Raw genomic sequence first — 17,646 nt, forward strand, 5'->3', positions numbered from 1 at the left:
CGGACACCAATTACTTATATAACTGTATATCTGCATATTATGGTATTTAGAACGATTCTATATAACGTCATATGCCTAATTATCAGATAGATAAAATTTTCATTATTTTATTAATTTTGGAAAAATGCTCAAGTTGGGTTATGACTAAGCATCCAGATGATTTTTTCCAACAATTACAAAATCTTTGTTTAGACGCAGGGGTAAAAGTGTTTTATACTCCTAAATTACCAAAAGTGCCAATAAGTGGATCAACTCGTTGGATAAAAGATGCTCCAATAATTCAACTAACAGCAAGATACAAGCAAAATGATAGATTTTGGTTTACGTTTTTTCATGAAGCTGGACATATATTACTACATGGGAAAAAATATATTTCATTAGAAAATATTAATTTTTCAGAGGCTGACCCAGAAAAAGAGCAAGAGGCAAATGATTTTGCTGAAGCATGTACTTTAACAAAAGAACAGGAAAACGAAGTTTTTAATGCTTTACCAATTAATGAAAGTGATATAATTATTTTTGCTGAGAAATTCAAAACACATCCAGCAATAATAATAGGTAGATTGCAACATAAACAGTTAATCCCTTATAATACCGGTCATGAATTTATTGAACCTATAGATTTGTCAAATAGTTAATGAAATAAAAATAGTGAGTTTTTTTAACTTAATAATTAGAAATTTAAATTTATTCGCTTTTGTTTAAATACTTGAAATATGAAGAATTTAGCTTAAAAAATTTAACTTAATTTCCAGCAATTTCAATATATCTCTTTTCAAGTTTTGCTTTCATTTCGGCTTGTTTGAAAATATCACATAGATTTTGCAATATTTTAAAAACCTGATCTGCTACACTTTTTTCACGACTTACAAGATTTGCAAATTTTCCACTAAGTGAGTTGTAATATTCCATTTCGTCGAAGTAGCGATTTGCTAACATTTCGGTTAAATTGTTCGCTTTTTCATATTCTTCGGCAATATAGTATGCTCTGATTAAAGGAATTATTTTATGATCGTAAGGTAATTTTTCATAGGGCATAACTTCAAAACTTTTATCAAGAACAGTAACTGCCGAATCTATTTTCCCTTCTTTTAGCAATTCGTCAGCAAGGCGTGCAAAGCTGTTTCTAATTCCAATAATTGACATTATTCGTTTGTTGTTTTCGTCCATATAAACATCTGGCTCGTTCATTCGCCCATAGGTGTATTTATTGACTAACAATTCGTACATTTTCTCAGTGTTTACTCTTCCAATGGTATTTTGATCTTGATTTTTTGTTTTTATCGGAACAAGACGATATGCGAGTCCTTCTAATTGAAAATAATCTTCCATGTCTAAATAACTATCGGGAGCTGCACTTACTGCAAAATAAATCGGTCGTTCCCAGTCGTTTATAGCAAGAAAATCGAGAAACATCATGTCGCTTTTCAGGATTGAATTTTTACTAATTCTCCAATCTACTGCTGAAACTATTTTGTGTGCATTTTCGGGCGAAACAGTTCCATTTTCAATAACTTTTTGTTTGTCAACCGGAACTCTTAGATTTTTTGCAGGTAAATAATCGAGTTGCATAGTCGCCGAATAATTTATTTTTGAGCGAGGGTCGTCGCTTGCAACAAAATCCATTACAGATTTTAAATTCGTATAATCTTTATATTTTTCCATCAAGAACACTTGGTCTCTTGTGCCTTGTATGTATTTGTCGAAAGTCATAGAGAATGGTACAGGGTCTGAATCGTAAGCTCTTCGTTTCATTTGATTTACATACCAATCGGTGCTTAAAAGGCTCATATTCATAACTCTAACATCTGTTCGGTATCCTTCAACTTCCTGAACATACCAAAGTGGGAAAGTATCGTTGTCGCCAAAAGTTAAAAGCACTGAGTTTGGTTCACAACTGTCGAGGTAATTGTAAGCAAAATCGCGAGCAGTATATCGTCCCGAACGATCGTGGTCGTCCCAATTTTCTTTTGCCATTATTCCCGGAACGAGTAGTAAACAAACAAGTGTTGCAATTATGCTATTACCCATTTTTGGCAAATATTCGTTCAATCCACTATAAATAGCAAGCAATCCTAATCCAATCCAAATTGTGAAAGCATAATATGAACCTGCATATGCATAGTCCCGCTCGCGCGGTTGAAGGGGATATTGATTTAGATAAACAACAATGGCAATTCCTGTGAAAAAGAAAAGTAACAAAATAACCCAAAAATCTTTATTGCTTTTCGATGCCATAAAAACCAAACCCATCAATCCTAAAATAAGGGGCAACAAATAATATTCGTTTCTGGATTCTTCATTTTTCATCAATTCGGTCAATTCATCTTGATTCCCCAATCGGGCTTCATCTATAAATGAAATCCCTGAAATCCAGTTGCCATTCAGTATTCCGCCATGTCCTTGAACATCGTTCTGCCGTCCGGCAAAATTCCACATAAAATATCTGAAATACATATGTCCCAATTGATAGGTGAAAAAGTATTGTAAATTTTCACCAAAAGTGGGCTTGTTTATTGTTTTCATTTCTCCTTGTGCATTTCTTGCGTTTCTCACCGGCTTGCCTTTAAAACTTGACCATCTTTTATATTCTTTGATATGTGCTGGCTGGCGGTCGTACATTCGAGGAAAGAGTGTCTTAAATCTATCGTCGTAAACGTTTATATCTCTGATGTTTGACTCGACATATTTGCCTTCTTTCTTAATATATGTGCCGCTCGATTTGTCATTTCCTACGGCAGGAGCATTAAAATATTCTCCATACATTAATGGTCTGTCTCCATATTGTTCTCTGTTGAGGTACGATAATAAATAGAAAACTGTCTCAGGATTGTTTTCGTCCATTGGAGGATTTGCAATCGACCTTATTACAATCATTGTGAATGATGAATAGCCAATTAATATTACTGTGAAAGAAAGAATTATTGTGTTTAGAAGGACTTTTCGTTTTTTAGACGAATAATATAATCCGTAAATTATTCCACCAAATAACAAAATCATATATATAAATATTCCTGAATTATATGGTAAGCCAAATCCATTTACAAACAATAGTTCGAACCACGATCCTATTTTCACAGTGAATGGGATTATTCCGTACATGATTGATGCAATAGAAACAATAGAAACCAAGGATGCGTATAAAACACCCTTTTTTGTTACTTCATATTTTTTGAAATAATAAACAAAAACAATAGCCGGAATTGCAAGTAAGTTCAATAAGTGAACGCCTATGGACAATCCCATAAAATAAGCAATTAGAATTATCCAGCGGTTTGCATATTTTTGGTTTGCTACATTTTCCCATTTTAGAATAGCCCAAAAAACTATTGCGGTAAAAAATGATGATAGTGCATAAACTTCTCCTTCTACAGCCGAAAACCAAAAAGTATCTGAGAAAGTATAAGTCAATGATCCGACAAGCCCGGCTCCAAGTATGGCAATTGCATTATGAAGGCTTATTTCTCCGTCTTTTACAAAAAGTTTTTTTGCAATATGAGTTACTGTCCAGAAAAGGAATATAATAGTAAAAGAGCTTGCCAAGGCTGAAACTAAATTTACCATTTTCGCCACCTGCAGTACATCCGAAGCAAATAATGTAAAAAATCTTGCAACTATCATAAAGAATGGAGCTCCCGGAGGATGACCTACTTCAAGTTTGTAGGCTGTAGCTATAAATTCTCCGCAATCCCAAAAGCTTGTGGTTGGTTCTATTGTTAAAAAGTAAACTACATTTGCAATCAGAAATGTAATCCATCCCAAAATATTGTTAATTTTATTGAATTGCTTCATAATATTAATTTTTCTCAGACTAAATAATGACAACAAAAGTATATAAATTGTTCAATCAAATTTAAAAATGAATAAAATTTTACTTATTCATGGAGGAGGTAATGCTCAGAAGACAGTTCGATTTTTCGTAAGAATAATGTTTGTGATAGAATTTCGTTGAGGGAGTTTTTATTATGCAGTTTCGTTAATTGTCATTTAATTAGATTTTTTTGACGAAATGTTTTGATTGAACTTAACACTATAATACCGATAAATTTTTTTCAAAAAAAGTTGAAAAAATATTTGGAATATATCTTTTTTTTATACTTTTGCAGCTCAAATTTTTGAAAAGAAATTGTCCGGTGGTGTAATTGGCAACACATCTGATTTTGGTTCAGAAGAGTCCAGGTTCGAAACCTGGCCGGACAACAAATAAAGCCTCTGATTTTTCAGGGGCTTTTTTTTATTGGCTGACTGCTGATAGCAATTGGCTGTTTGCTATTGGCTAAAGGCAAAAGCCAAAACCCCAAATTATTGATGAACAAAATGTAAATTTTCTATTCTCTTTTGCAATTGGCTGTAAAATGTATTACTTTTGAAAAACACTATTTAAAGTCTTGAGATATGAAAAAATTAATTACCTGTTTGTGTTTAATTGCATTTGGGCTATTAAATGCTCAGGATACTATTCCTGATTTTATTCCCGGAAAAATTTCCGTAAAAGTAAACGATAATTACCCTTTCTTTTTGCACGAATGGGATATTCAAGATTCTGTACCTCTTGATATACATATTATCGGGTTTAATGAACTGGCAAGAAAAGCCGGAGTAACTAAAATTGAAAAATCTCATAAAAGATTGATTGATCGTTATCCTGTACTTGATAATTTTTATAAAATCTCGTTTTCGGATACTTTTCCTTTAGATAGCATTGTTTTATTTCTTGGAAAGAATCAAAGTCTTGAATACGTAGAAAAAATACCTACAGCAAGAGCAGATATTGTTCCAAATGATAGTGATTATCCAAATAATCAATGGGGATTGCAAAAAATTCAACCTGAACAAGCCTGGGACAAAACAACCGGAGATTATAAAATAAAAATAGCAATTGTAGATGACGGAGTATGTATAGATCATTGTGAATTAAAAACTAAAATATGGGTAAATCAAAATGAAATTCCTGATGATATTATCTTAGATGATATAAACAATGACGGTATAATCTCTTCTGGCGAATTGCTGGAAAATTTTCAGCTTGATACAATTAGCTCTCTTTATCAGATAGATTCGTTGTTTAATGAAATTGATGATGACAACAATGGATATATTGATGACATTTTTGGATATGATTTAGCTGATAATGATAATTATCCTTATTCTGAAAGCCTTGGTGGTTTGTTTACTCATGGTACCCATGTAGCAGGCATTTCTGCTGCTGAAACAAGTTTTGACTCTACCATTAATTACGGAAGTTTAGCTTCTATTGGAGCAAATTGCTCAATTATACCAATAAAATGCAAGAAAAATGGCAGTACAGGTTCTTCTATTCAAGACCCATTTCAAGGTGTTGAATATGCAATATTAGCCGGTGCCGATGTAATAAATATGTCTTGGGGGACATCAGGTATCATAAATAGTGATGATAGATTAATGTTAAATTGTGCTTATGAAGATGGAATTCTATTAGTTTCTTCTGCAGGAAATGATGGTATCACAACAATAGGATATCCTGCAAAAGAATCTACTGTAATCTCTGTCGGAAACTCTACTGAAGATGATATTAAGTATTCAAGTTCTAACTACGGACAATATATTGATGTAATGGCACCTGGAGATGATATCCTATCTACCTTAAACTCTTCAAGTCTTAGTGGCTATTTAAGTTTCACCGGAACATCAATGTCTGCTCCATTTGTTTCAGGCTTATGTGCTCTGATGAGAACTTATTGCCCAACATGTAACAGTGAAGAGATTTATCAGTCATTATTTCTTTCTTGTGATTCAATGCCAAACGACACTCTATATCATCCGATTAAAGATAGTAGCGGTGTAGGCTATGGAAGGATAAATGCAACAAAATCAATAAATAGATTAATAGAACTTGAACCTATTGCTGATTTCAATCTTAATAATAGTGAATATATTTGTCCAAACTGCTTGATTGATGTAATAAATCAAAGTCATGGTTATATTACCGGATATAAATGGTCAGCTACTTCAGGGATTAGCATTAGTAATGATACTATTGCCAATCCTGAAATTCAGTTTCCAAGTTTAAATGATTTTCCATTTTCTATTTCTCTTATTGCTTATAATGATAGTATTCAGGGGATAAATCAAACGGATACTTTTACAATAGTCGATACTATAAGAACACCATATGCTGAACTGTTATACCCTGTAGATACTTTGTATATTGAAAATACGGATGAGGCATATTTCTTAGTCAGGTTTTATAATTCAAATTCTCCATATACAATACAATATATTGATCAAAATGGTAATGTTGTAGAAATTGATGACATCTATAATAATCCAAAACTTATTAAGCTTTCAAATATTCCAATAGGGATTTCTCAATATACATTGTTCTCCTTTGAGGATGATAAAAACTGCCAGGGAATAGTTTCCGGGCAAGTAACCATATCGCGGAATGATCAGCCTTGTAATAATTTAATTAATAATAACTGGAATTTGGGGTATAATGCAGGATTATCACATGTGAAAATAAATCCAAATTATTCAGACAATGCTTTCTTAACACCATTAGTAATTTCGAATAATGTTGCCACCATATCCGATTTTAATGGAAATTTTCTTTTTGGAACCGATGGTGAGAAAATATGGGATAAAACCTATAATTTAATGCAAAATGGCGAAATTGAAGGATATTTAAATAACGATCAAGGATGTATTGTTATTCCTAAATCTATAGAAAACAAAACTTATTATATCCTTAATATTGATAAAGACATAGTAAGTATCAATGAGGTTGATTCTGTTTTGACATATAATTATTTATTTTTCCAAGAAATTGATATGAATAAAAATGGGCATAATGGAGGTATCACTATTTTTCCGAACGGAGAAGTAATTAGTAAAAATAATAAAGTATATACTCCAGACAGTATTCTTATAGGTAACAAAATTTGTAGTACTCCACATGCCTATTTGCCGGAAACATACTGGATAATTACACATGGAGTCTATGAAAACACTTATCTTGTGTTTCAATCGAATAAAGATTCAATTGTGTTTTTCGATAAATATATTTGCAATTCATTTGTAAATGATAATATTGGTGAAATTTGTTTTAATAGGACTGGAAAGATTTTGGCTAATACTTTTGAAATATCTGATTCAACGTACTTAATTCAATTATTAAGCTTTGATAATATAACAGGTGAATTGAATTTGTTGGATACAAATTCTATCGATGAATTCATTTATGGCCTTGAATTTTCAAATAGTGGCCAATATTTGTATTTTAGTGAGCCTGATATTGGGAAAATAGGAAGATTTAATATTCAAAACAAGTTGCTTGAGGATATCAATTATTTGGATGCAGGAATTGAAAATTACTATTCTCTTCTACTTAGCCCATCTAATCAGGAAATAATTGTTAGTCAGTATAATTCAAATTATTTAGGAGCAATTCTAAATCCTGATGATTCTATTGTATATTTTTCACCGGAATTTATAAAATTAGAGAGTGTTGCCAATTGCAGAAAAGGTTTACCTCAATTGGTAGAATACAATCCGGAGTTATTTGAAATGGAAATTGATTCGATTTATGATAATCAATGCTTTGGTATAAATGAAGGTGCGATACAGTTAAGTATTTCGGGTGACAATCCTCCTTATTCATTTAAATGGTCGAATGGAGAAACAACAGAGGATATAATTCAATTGACAGCAGGTTTTTATTATCTTACCGTTTCAGATGCCAATGCTTGTTCTCTGGTAAAAAAGTTTAAAGTTAAAGAGCCTGACCCTCTTGTGGATTATGAATTAATTTACCCCGATTCGCTTTGCGCTGACAACGGCTGGGCTACTATTGAAACAAACGACTCCATTGTTTATTATAATTGGTCGAATGGCTCCAATTCACAATATGCTTCCGATTTATATTTAGATACATTGTATTTTGTTGAATTCCGGGATTCAACCAATTGTAATACTTATCGGGATTCATTTATTATCAGAAGAAATGAAATGCAAATCAAAACGATTGATATTATTGAACATAGCTGTAGTTCGATGGGAAAGGCATTTTTGAATTCTGATAGCATAATAAATGGCACAGAGCCATATAATTGCAGTTGGTATAAGTATGACAATTTTACAGGTTCAAATTCTACTCCTGTTTTGATTTCGGAAGTAGATTCGATTACAAATATAGCTCCTGGTTTTTATACATTAGAACTTTTGGATTCCAATGAATGCAGTCTCCAGTATGATTTTGAGTTGTATAGTGCTGATAATGGAACGGAACTTAGCATTGATAATACAACTTGTAATGAATTATCAAATGGATATGCTCTAATTGATACTATTAATGGAGCAATGCCGGAATATATTATTTGGTCGGATTCAACAATAGGCATTTTTCAGCTAAACAATCTGTCGGAAGGTAGCTATTGGCTTAGAACCGTGGTTGGTTCTTGTGAGTACCTTGATACATTTTCAGTTTATAGTGACTATAGTCTAAACATAATTAGTTCCTTATTGTATGATGAATATTGCCAACATAGTTGCAATGCTTATTCACAAATACAAGTTGATAATGGCTTTCCTCCATACTCAGTTTATGTCGATTCTTTATTTGATGGAACTTCATTTTCATCTTCATACACTATTGATTCTATATGTCCCGGGAATCATTATATAAGCATTGAAGACTATCTTGGATGCAAATCGGATATTGATTCCTTTTTTGTTGAGCAGGCAAATGATTTCGAAGCTGACTTTATTGTAACAATGGAAAATTGTGGCATAACAGGCAATTTCAATATTAATCTTATCGTTTCGGGAGATTTTCCTCCTTATAGCTTTGTGTGGAGTACAAATGATACTATTGAAGACATAGTAGTAAGTAATTCCGGAACTTATTATGTTACTATCGCGGATTATAACGATTGTCAGATAGTTGATACAATAATCATTGATGAGTATTCATCAATTTCTCTTAGCAATAATTATACACATCCAACTTGTCCAAAAGTCCTAAATGGAATCATTGAAGCAATTCCTTCCGGTGGAGTTATGCCATATAGTTATTTATGGTCAAATGGCTCAACTAATTCTGCTATCTATTATTGTAGCCCCGATAGTTTTTATAGTGTAACTGTAACAGATAATTATGGTTGTGAAAAATCGCAAAACAATCTGTTTGTTCTCAATTATGATATTGCAACTATTGAGGCTGATGTTATTCCACCGGCATGTCCTGATACTACTAATGCTGAAATTACTATTGAAGTTAAAAATGGTAAGCCACCATTTACTTATTTATGGAGCACAGGTGATACAACTTCACATGTAACCGGTTTATTAGGCGATAGCTTGTATAGTGTAACAGTAACTTCTGCTGATGATTGCAGGCTACTTTGGAGTGATACCATTCCGGGCGATACATTAAGTATTGAATTTGAAGTAAAAGGACAAGGTTGTAATAGTGTTGAGGATACAACATTGTATGAAAATGCATCCGTAATAGCAAGTGTAATAAACGGAACAAATACATATTATTATCTATGGAGCAACGACTCTGTGTCCGATACTCTTCCAGGATTAATTGATGAAACCAGATTGTATGTAACAGTTACCGACAGTTTAGGCTGTTATGGCTTAGATTCGGTTTTAATTAATTCTGACCAGACAATAGAATTGAAAGAAGACTGGAGTTTATTTTCAACCTATTTAGTTCCAACTGGGAACAAAGAAATTCACGAGTATTTTGACGAACAACTATCATCTTCTACAATATTAATAAAAGATAAAGATGGCAATGTGTTTTGGCCTTCTTATAATATTGATAATATCGGGCAATTGACAATTGGTAAGGGATATGAAGCAAAAATGTATAGCGATGAAGTATTATATCTTACCGGAAGTCTGGCATGTCCGGAAGATAATCCTATCGAACTTGACAGTGGGTGGAACTATTTAGGTTATCTCAGAACCGAAAATTCAGCAATTACGCAGAGTATGACAAGCATTGTTGATAATATTATTTTAATGAAAGATGAAATAGGAATGGTCTATTGGCCTGCTTATAATATCGATAATATTGGGAATATGCTTTGTGGTGATGCTTATGATATAAAAGTTGATTCAACATTATTCTTTACATATCCTGACAATTTAGACTCAATAGGGACAAAATCGATATCTTTAAATACAAATGTTTATACAAATTTTACAGAGGAACCTTTTATTAATACCGATAATTTTATGGTGATAGGTATTCCCGATGAAAGCTGGGGCTTTGAAGTTGAAATCGGGGATGAGATAGCAGCTGTTGGCGAAAGTGGCCAGCTAGTAGGAAAAGCTATATATCAGGGAGGATTTACACCGATGGTGATTTATGGCGACGACCAATATACATACGGTATAATTGAAAATCTTGCTGATAACGAAAGTTTTAGTTTTCAAATCTGGAACGGATTAAATAAATCCCTAACAAGTTTTGATATAAAAAATTGGGAAACAGGGCAAAGTTACTTTGTTGGAAATGACATTTGCATTGCAGGGCCAGATAAAAACAAATATCCGGAAGAATCTAATTTAAAGGATTCTTTAAGCTTATATTTTACAATTTACCCAAACCCAAATTCAGGACAATTTACTATGAGTGTTTACAGTCCCGCAAATGATAAAAACAGCTTATTTGAAATTGTAAATTCCAAAGGCCAGATAGTCTATCAAAACAAAGAATTCTCAATAAAAAAGGGCTGGCAAACTTATAACCTGAATCTGCCGTCTTACAGCAATGGAATTTATAATTGTAGCCTGATTTCAAATGCAAACAAATATCAAGCTAAATTAGTGATTGTTAAGTAATTAATATGAGATAAAATGAAAAAGATATATAAATATAAACAAATATTAATAGCTTTATTAATCCTTACTAATGTTGTATTTTCAAAATTTGAATGTAAATCACAAACAATACTTGTTGATACTATAAATCCTAATTATACAGATTTTGGGGGATTAATGGAACCATATAGTAATTGTTTACAAATAGTAGGTAGCTCTTATACAGGCTTTTATAATTCATTTTTAAACTATGCTGCTATTGGAGAGTTTGATGCAGATAATACGGCTTTTGATACCATAATGTCATACGGTTATATTTTATCTACCGGGCGGGTTATAGATGCGATGGGAAGTAGCTCTTCTTGGGCTAATTCAACGTTTTATGCTACAGGGAGTTCATTACTTGATTTAATAGACACAAATTCGTTAACAACAAATGCTTCAATAATGGAGCTTGACTTTTTTGTATATTACGACACTTTTAAACTAAATTATATTTTTGCTTCTGAGGAGTATCATTTAAACGGAGTGGGGCAAAACGACCGGATGGGGATATTCTTAACAGGCCCGAATCCTGATGGAGGGAATTATACAGATTCGAACATTGCTTATATTCCTGGGTCAAACTCATTTATATCAACTCATACCGTACATCCATGGAGCAATTCTGATTATTATAATTATAACAATGGTGCTTTATCTGGTACATTTGCGTATAATGGCTATACCGATAAACTAACTGCCTGGGCAAAAGTTGTTCCCGGTATGCAATATCGTCTGAAAATTGCTATTGCAGATGGCGGAATTTCAGGTGATGATTCGGCTGTTTTTTTAGAATGGGGTAGTTTTATATGTTCATATGTTCCAATTTTGTTCGTCAATTGTGATTCTATTGATTGCTACGGGGGGGCAACATATTTGGATTTTGATGTCTTGCATACTACAATGTGGAATTGGGAGATTATTTGGGATAATGGATTAGATGTCTGGGATACCAGCGGTTTGTTAGCAGGGAATTATACTGTAACAGTATATGAAACCGCCGGCTCAACATGGATATTTGATTCAACTGAGTTTAGTTTTTCTATCGGGCAAGCTGAGGTAATTGTTACAAGTATTTCGGCAAGCGAAGCTTTGTGTTTTGGAGATTCTTCGTTTTTGCAATTTTCTGCAATTGGCGGAACACCTCCTTTAGTTCTGCCAAACGATTCGTTTTTTTTACAAGGGAATTATGCTTTTTTTACCACAGATTCAAATAATTGTGTTGATACAGTTGAATATGAAGTGGGTCCTGAAGAATTGGTTTTAAATGCAATTACCGATGGCATCATTTGTCATGAAGATTCTACACTGATTAATTTTTCGGCAACAGGTGGCACAAGCCCGTATTTTTTGCCGGCAGATACTTTTTTGTATGAAGGAGCTTATTCCTTTATTGTGATTGATACTAATAATTGCACAGATTCAATTTATTTCGAACTAATAAATCCAGATGATATTATTATTGATTTTGAAGTTACGGATGCCTCTTCCCAAAACTCAGCAGACGGAATGATCAATACTATTGTTTCGGGTGGAGTCCAACCATATTCTTTCTTATGGTCGGAAGGTGAAACATCAGAAGACCTGCTTCAACTCTTTCCCGGCTATTATTTCCTTAGTCTGACAGACTACAATTCTTGTCTTGTAATTGATTCTGCTTATGTTGGATATGAGGAGGGAATTATTGAAATGGATAATGATAAATTGATTAAGATAATTCCAAATCCATTTTACACAGAAACATGTATTTCATTTTCAAACAAAATGCCAAGTAGAATTGAAATATTCGATAGCAAAGGAATAGAAGTTAAAATTATTGAGACTAATTTAAATACAAATAAGCTTTTTGTAGGCAATGGGTTAGAGTCAGGAGTTTATTTTGTTAGGATTAATTTTAGAAATGTAAAAACAATTTATAGGAAGATAATTAAGTTATAACAAATTGGCTATTAGTTATTTGCTCTTGGCTAAAGGCTACAGGCTAAAAGCCAACTCGTTAATGCAAAATCTTAAAAACCATTTCTCGCAAAAGTTCGCCGTGTTTGGGCGATAAGTTATCTACTCCTTTTAACTTCATTTCGTATTGGCGGAGTGTAGAAAATATTTTCACCAATTTGACTTTTGAATATTTTCTTGCAGCAGCTTCATATTCTCTTACAAAATATGGGTTGCCAAGTTTCAAAACTGAAGCCACATTTTTTGCCGATTTATCTGCAACAAAATTATATAGAAATATTTTTTTGAAATATGTAAATAGTGATATCATTGTATAATTCAAGGAAAAATTCTTTGGATTTTGCGAAAAATAGTTTACAATTCTATAAACTTTGAGATTATTTTTTTCGCCAAGAGCTTTTTGCAATTCAAAATTGTTGTAATCTTTACTTATGCCAATGTTTTTTTCAATATGACCAGGGCTTATTTCATTAACACCTTCTGGCAAAGTAATTATTAGCTTATCAATTTCATTAATTACTTTTCCAAGATCGTTTCCAAGATATTCGGTTAATAATTGGGAAGTTTCGGGTCTTATTTTCAGATTTTTTTTTGATAGATAGGTACTTATCCACCCCGGCATTAAATAGTCTTTAATTTTTTGAGATTCAAAAAAGACTCCGTTTTTTTTTACTGTATTTGCAAATTTTGTACGTGCATCATATTTTTTGTATTTGTAATTAATAACTAAAATTGTTGACTTTAGTGGATTTTCTGCATAAAAACCCAATTTGTCTATATCTCTAATAGTTTGTGCTTCTTTCACAATCACAACTTGATGGTTCGCTGCCATTGGGAAACGTCTTGCAATATTGTCTATATTTCTTACATTCGAATCTTTTCCGTACAAAATTGTTTGATTGAAAGCTTTTTCGCTTTCAGCGAGAACATTTTGTGAAATATAATTTGTGATCTCATCGATATAATATGATTCTTCGCCATGCAAAAGATAAATTGGCTTATAGATTTTTCTTTGTAAATCTTGCAGTATTTGTTCGAATGTGATTGAATTCTTCATTTCTTCAATAAAAGTTGTAAGGTGACAAAATTATTTAAAATCTTTAGGCGACTTCTAAAAATGCAAATATCTTCGTTGTTTCAAAATTTTAAAATCCTCATTTACAATAGAAAACTCCGGTTTTCAAATTTCTTACGCCTTGAAATTTACTATTTTTAGAAGCCCCCTTTAGAACTATTCATTCACTATTTCATTTTCTGAATTTGTCGGTTTTTCCCAAATCAATTTTTTCCCAAAACCCAGGCGGTTGTCTGTCATTTTAATGAAAGTAAGATCTATTTTCCACAAATTAGTTTTGGCAAGAATTGCATACGGAAATCGTTTCAAATATGCCAATTTTGCTTTTTTCCTTTCGTAATTTTTTAGTTTCGAGATTATTCCATTGAATTGAATACCTCTAATTTTGCCAACAATTTTAGTTTCTAAAACAATTGAACCTGCTACATAATTTTGGATAAGAACATCAGAAATATGTTTTGTAGAATTATCAGATGTGAAAACCAGAGTATTTTCTTTCTCTAAATAAACATAAAAACAATTTGCACAATAGGGCTCATTATTGTTCGATGTAGCCATAGTAAGAACATGGTGTTCTTTTATAAAATCAATAATCCGATTGTCAATAATACTCATTTCTGAATGATTTAATACTGTATAAATCTCTGTAAACTAATAAATTATTATAGAGAAAATGTCTATAATAATTATCGTTGATATAATAAAAAGCTACGGTAACAAATTATACACTCGACTGCAAATGTAGGTTTTTTTTTGTTTCGTTTTTATAAGTAATATTTTGAAAATCTGAAATTTTTAGGCGTATTTTTATAATTGTTGATGCTTATTAAGTTTGAGCTGTTTTCTGAATACCTTATTTATTTAAAAATTACTTTTTGCTACTTTTGCAAGACTTAATAAACGAATATAAAATATTTTATTATGAAGCATATATTTCTAATTGTTGCGATTTCTTTGTTTTGGATAAATCTTTTTTCTCAAAATAGACCCGACCCAAACTTTTTAGAAAAACTATCAAAACACAAAATTGAACATTTCAATAGAATAAGGAAGGTAGAAACCAATGTTGGACAAAATTACGATATTAATTATCATAGATTAGAATGGGAAATTGATCCAACAATTCTATATATAAAAGGTGTAGTTTCAACATATTTCAAAATTACTGAAAATTTAGTTTCAGAAATTTCATTCGATATAGATACTTCATTGAATGTAGATTCTGTAGTTTTTAATGGTAGTTTAATGAATTTTACTCATACTGATGGTGTCTTATCAATTTCACTTTCAAATATTTTAGATGAAAATCATCTTGATTCTGTTTCTGTTTATTATCAAGGAGTGCCGGGGAATTCTGGTTTTGGCTCATTTTCTCAATCGTGGCACGATGGTTCACCAATAGTTTCAACACTATCTGAGCCTTATGGTGCCAAAGACTGGTGGCCATGCAAGCAAAATTTGACTGACAAGATTGACTCTTGCGATATTTTTGTAAAATCGGATGCCCAATATGATGTTGCCAGCAATGGAATTCTTGTTTCCGAAATTATAGAAGGAAACAATAAAACAACGCATTGGAAGCACAAATATCCGATTGCAGCCTATTTGATTGCTATTGCAGTTACAGATTATTCCATTTATTCGGAATATGCACAACTTAACAATGGCGATTCGCTTGAAGTTTTAAACTATGTTTATCCTGAAAATTTTGCCGATGCTCAATTAGAAACACCAAATACAGTTGAATTCATTGAGCTTTTCAACGAGTTGTTTATTGAATATCCATTTGTAGAAGAGAAATATGGTCATGCACAATTTAGTTGGGGAGGAGGCATGGAGCATCAAACTATGAGTTTTATGGGAAATTTTGGTTGGCAACTACAGGCACATGAGTTGGCACATCAGTGGTTTGGCGATTATATTACTTGCGGAAGTTGGGAAGACATTTGGTTAAACGAGGGTTTTGCAACATATCTAACTGGATTGGCTTATTTATACCTAAATCCTTCTTGGTGGGATTTGTGGAAACAAATCGAAATTGGGAAAATTATAAGTCAGCCAGGCGGTTCAGTTCAAGTTGATGATACAAGTTCTGTAAGTAGAATTTTCGATAGCAGACTTTCATATGCCAAAGGTGCTATGGTACTGCATATGTTGAGATGGGAACTTGGTGATTCGGCTTTTTATAAAGGCGTGAGAGACTATCTTCAAGATCCTATGCTGTTGTTTAATTATGCAAAAACTCCGGATTTGATAGATCATTTAGAATTTTCTGCTGACACTAATCTTAGTGATTTTTTTGCAGACTGGTACTATGGAGAAGGATATCCTACTTATTCAATTGAATGGGAACAGGACGAGATGAATAAAGTTTTACTTACTGTATCGCAAACACAATCGCACGAATCTGTCGATTTTTTCGAAATGCACTTGCCAATTCAATTTTTTGGAGAAAACCAAGATAGCACAGTTGTTTTTCATCATTTGCATGATAATAAATTATTTGGTGCAAATTTAAATTTTGCAATTGATTCAATAGTTTTTGATCCCGAACGATGGATTATTACTGGTGAATGTTCAATAATCAATTCGATTAATGAAAAAGAATTCCCAACTTTCAGTATTTATCCAAATCCGGCAAGTGATAAAATTTTTATTGGAAATGTTTTCAAAGGTTCAAAAACCGAAATTTCAATTTATTCCAATAATGGAAAAAAACTTTTTTCAAATAGTTTAAAAAGTTTGTATAGATTTCTCGAACTTGATGTAAGCGATTTATCTTCTGGGATTTACTTTGTTGAGATAAAGACAAATAATACTTCTCTTACCGAAAAATTGATTATTTATTAAAATTCATTTTACTGAAAAGGTCAATTACAAGTATGGAAGTAATTGACCTTTTCTATAAACTACGACTGATAATCTTCAATATTTCTGCAAGAGCACATTAAATTTCTATCTCCAAAAGCATCATTTATTCTTCCTACTTTAATCCAGAATTTGTTGTCGGCAATCCAATCGAGCGGAAAAGCAGCTTTTTTTCTGCTGTATGAATGTTCCCAATTATCTGTTGTTATTGTTTTTTCGGGGTGTGGTGCATTTTTCAAAACATTATCAGATGCATCTGAATTTCCATCTTTAATTTCCATAATTTCATTGTGAATAGAAATCATAGATTCGATAAATCTGTCTAATTCTTGCAAAGATTCGCTTTCGGTGGGCTCCACCATAAGAGTTCCATGGACAGGAAAAGAAAGTGTAGGTGCATGAAATCCGTAATCCATTAATCGTTTGGCAATATCTGCCTCCGAAATTTGAGCTAATGCTTTAAAATTTCTGCACTCTAAAATCATTTCATGAGCTACTCTGCCATTTTTTCCTGTATATAAAATTCCATAATAATCTTTCAAAGAGGAGGCAAGATAATTAGCATTTAAAATTGCCACTTTGGTAGCTTCTTTCAAGCCTTCGCCACCAAGCATTTTTATATAAGCATGAGTAATAGTCAAAATACTGGCACTACCGAAAGGTGCTGCGGAAATTGCTGAAACACCATTTTTCCCTCCTGTTTCAATCATTGGATGTGCCGGCAAAAATTCAACTAAGTGTTGAGCAACTCCAATTGGACCAACCCCGGGACCGCCGCCACCATGAGGAATTGCAAATGTTTTGTGTAAATTCAAATGACAAACATCGGCTCCAATAATTGCAGGATTTGTTAAGCCAACTTGTGCATTCATGTTGGCACCATCCATATA

Annotated in this window: 8 protein-coding genes and 1 tRNA gene; 5 read left to right on the plus strand and 4 right to left on the minus strand. The window is 32.4% G+C overall.

Translation table 11 applies throughout. The annotated features are described in order from the left end of the window. Positions 1-71: 71 nt before the first annotated feature. Positions 72-638 carry an ImmA/IrrE family metallo-endopeptidase gene (locus HN894_08425; protein MBT7143351.1) on the plus strand — a complete coding sequence of 189 codons (567 nt, stop codon included), beginning with the start codon at positions 72-74 and terminating at the stop codon, positions 636-638. A 106-nt stretch (positions 639-744) separates the two neighbouring features. Here HN894_08425 and HN894_08430 read toward each other — a convergent pair whose 3' ends face one another. Further along, positions 745-3,792 (minus strand): DUF2723 domain-containing protein, encoded by a 3,048-nt coding sequence (locus HN894_08430; protein ID MBT7143352.1) that lies wholly within the window; start codon positions 3,790-3,792, stop codon positions 745-747. Between the two features lie 335 nt (positions 3,793-4,127). Here HN894_08430 and HN894_08435 point away from each other — a divergent pair. The 3 genes from HN894_08435 (at position 4,128) to HN894_08445 (ending at position 12,795) form a co-directional block, all read left to right on the plus strand. Then, a tRNA-Gln gene (locus tag HN894_08435) sits at positions 4,128-4,200 on the plus strand. Positions 4,201-4,395: 195 nt separating this feature from the next. Then, positions 4,396-10,836, plus strand: a complete 6,441-nt coding sequence (locus HN894_08440; protein ID MBT7143353.1) for a S8 family serine peptidase — start codon at positions 4,396-4,398, stop codon at positions 10,834-10,836. 15 nt (positions 10,837-10,851) lie between these two features. Further along, positions 10,852-12,795, plus strand: a complete 1,944-nt coding sequence (locus tag HN894_08445) for a T9SS type A sorting domain-containing protein (protein ID MBT7143354.1) — start codon at positions 10,852-10,854, stop codon at positions 12,793-12,795. Positions 12,796-12,853: 58 nt separating this feature from the next. Here the strand turns inward: HN894_08445 and holA are convergent, their stop codons facing one another. Beyond that, positions 12,854-13,858 (minus strand): DNA polymerase III subunit delta, encoded by a 1,005-nt coding sequence (holA, locus tag HN894_08450; protein MBT7143355.1) that lies wholly within the window; start codon positions 13,856-13,858, stop codon positions 12,854-12,856. Positions 13,859-14,044: 186 nt separating this feature from the next. After that, on the minus strand, positions 14,045-14,497 hold the full coding sequence (locus HN894_08455) for a hypothetical protein (GenBank protein ID MBT7143356.1): 453 nt from the start codon (positions 14,495-14,497) through the stop codon (positions 14,045-14,047). 312 nt (positions 14,498-14,809) lie between these two features. Between HN894_08455 and HN894_08460 the strand changes: the two genes are divergently transcribed. Continuing rightward, entirely contained in the window at positions 14,810-16,738 is a 1,929-nt protein-coding gene (locus HN894_08460; GenBank protein ID MBT7143357.1) for a T9SS type A sorting domain-containing protein, read from the plus strand. Positions 16,739-16,797: 59 nt separating this feature from the next. Here the strand turns inward: HN894_08460 and HN894_08465 are convergent. Then, positions 16,798-17,646 (minus strand): glycine dehydrogenase (aminomethyl-transferring) (locus HN894_08465; GenBank protein ID MBT7143358.1); only part of this gene is annotated, 849 nt, incomplete at its 5' end.

The sequence above is a fragment of the Bacteroidota bacterium genome, from assembly GCA_018692315.1.
GTDB lineage: Bacteria > Bacteroidota > Bacteroidia > Bacteroidales > JABHKC01 > JABHKC01.

Coding starts and splice junctions, on each gene's coding strand:
- HN894_08445 (MBT7143354.1), top strand. CDS start 10,852: ATGAAAAAGATATATAAATATAAACAAATATTAATAGCTTTATTAATC.
- HN894_08440 (MBT7143353.1), top strand. CDS start 4,396: ATGAAAAAATTAATTACCTGTTTGTGTTTAATTGCATTTGGGCTATTA.
- HN894_08430 (MBT7143352.1), bottom strand. CDS start 3,792: ATGAAGCAATTCAATAAAATTAACAATATTTTGGGATGGATTACATTT.
- HN894_08425 (MBT7143351.1), top strand. CDS start 72: ATGCCTAATTATCAGATAGATAAAATTTTCATTATTTTATTAATTTTG.
- HN894_08460 (MBT7143357.1), top strand. CDS start 14,810: ATGAAGCATATATTTCTAATTGTTGCGATTTCTTTGTTTTGGATAAAT.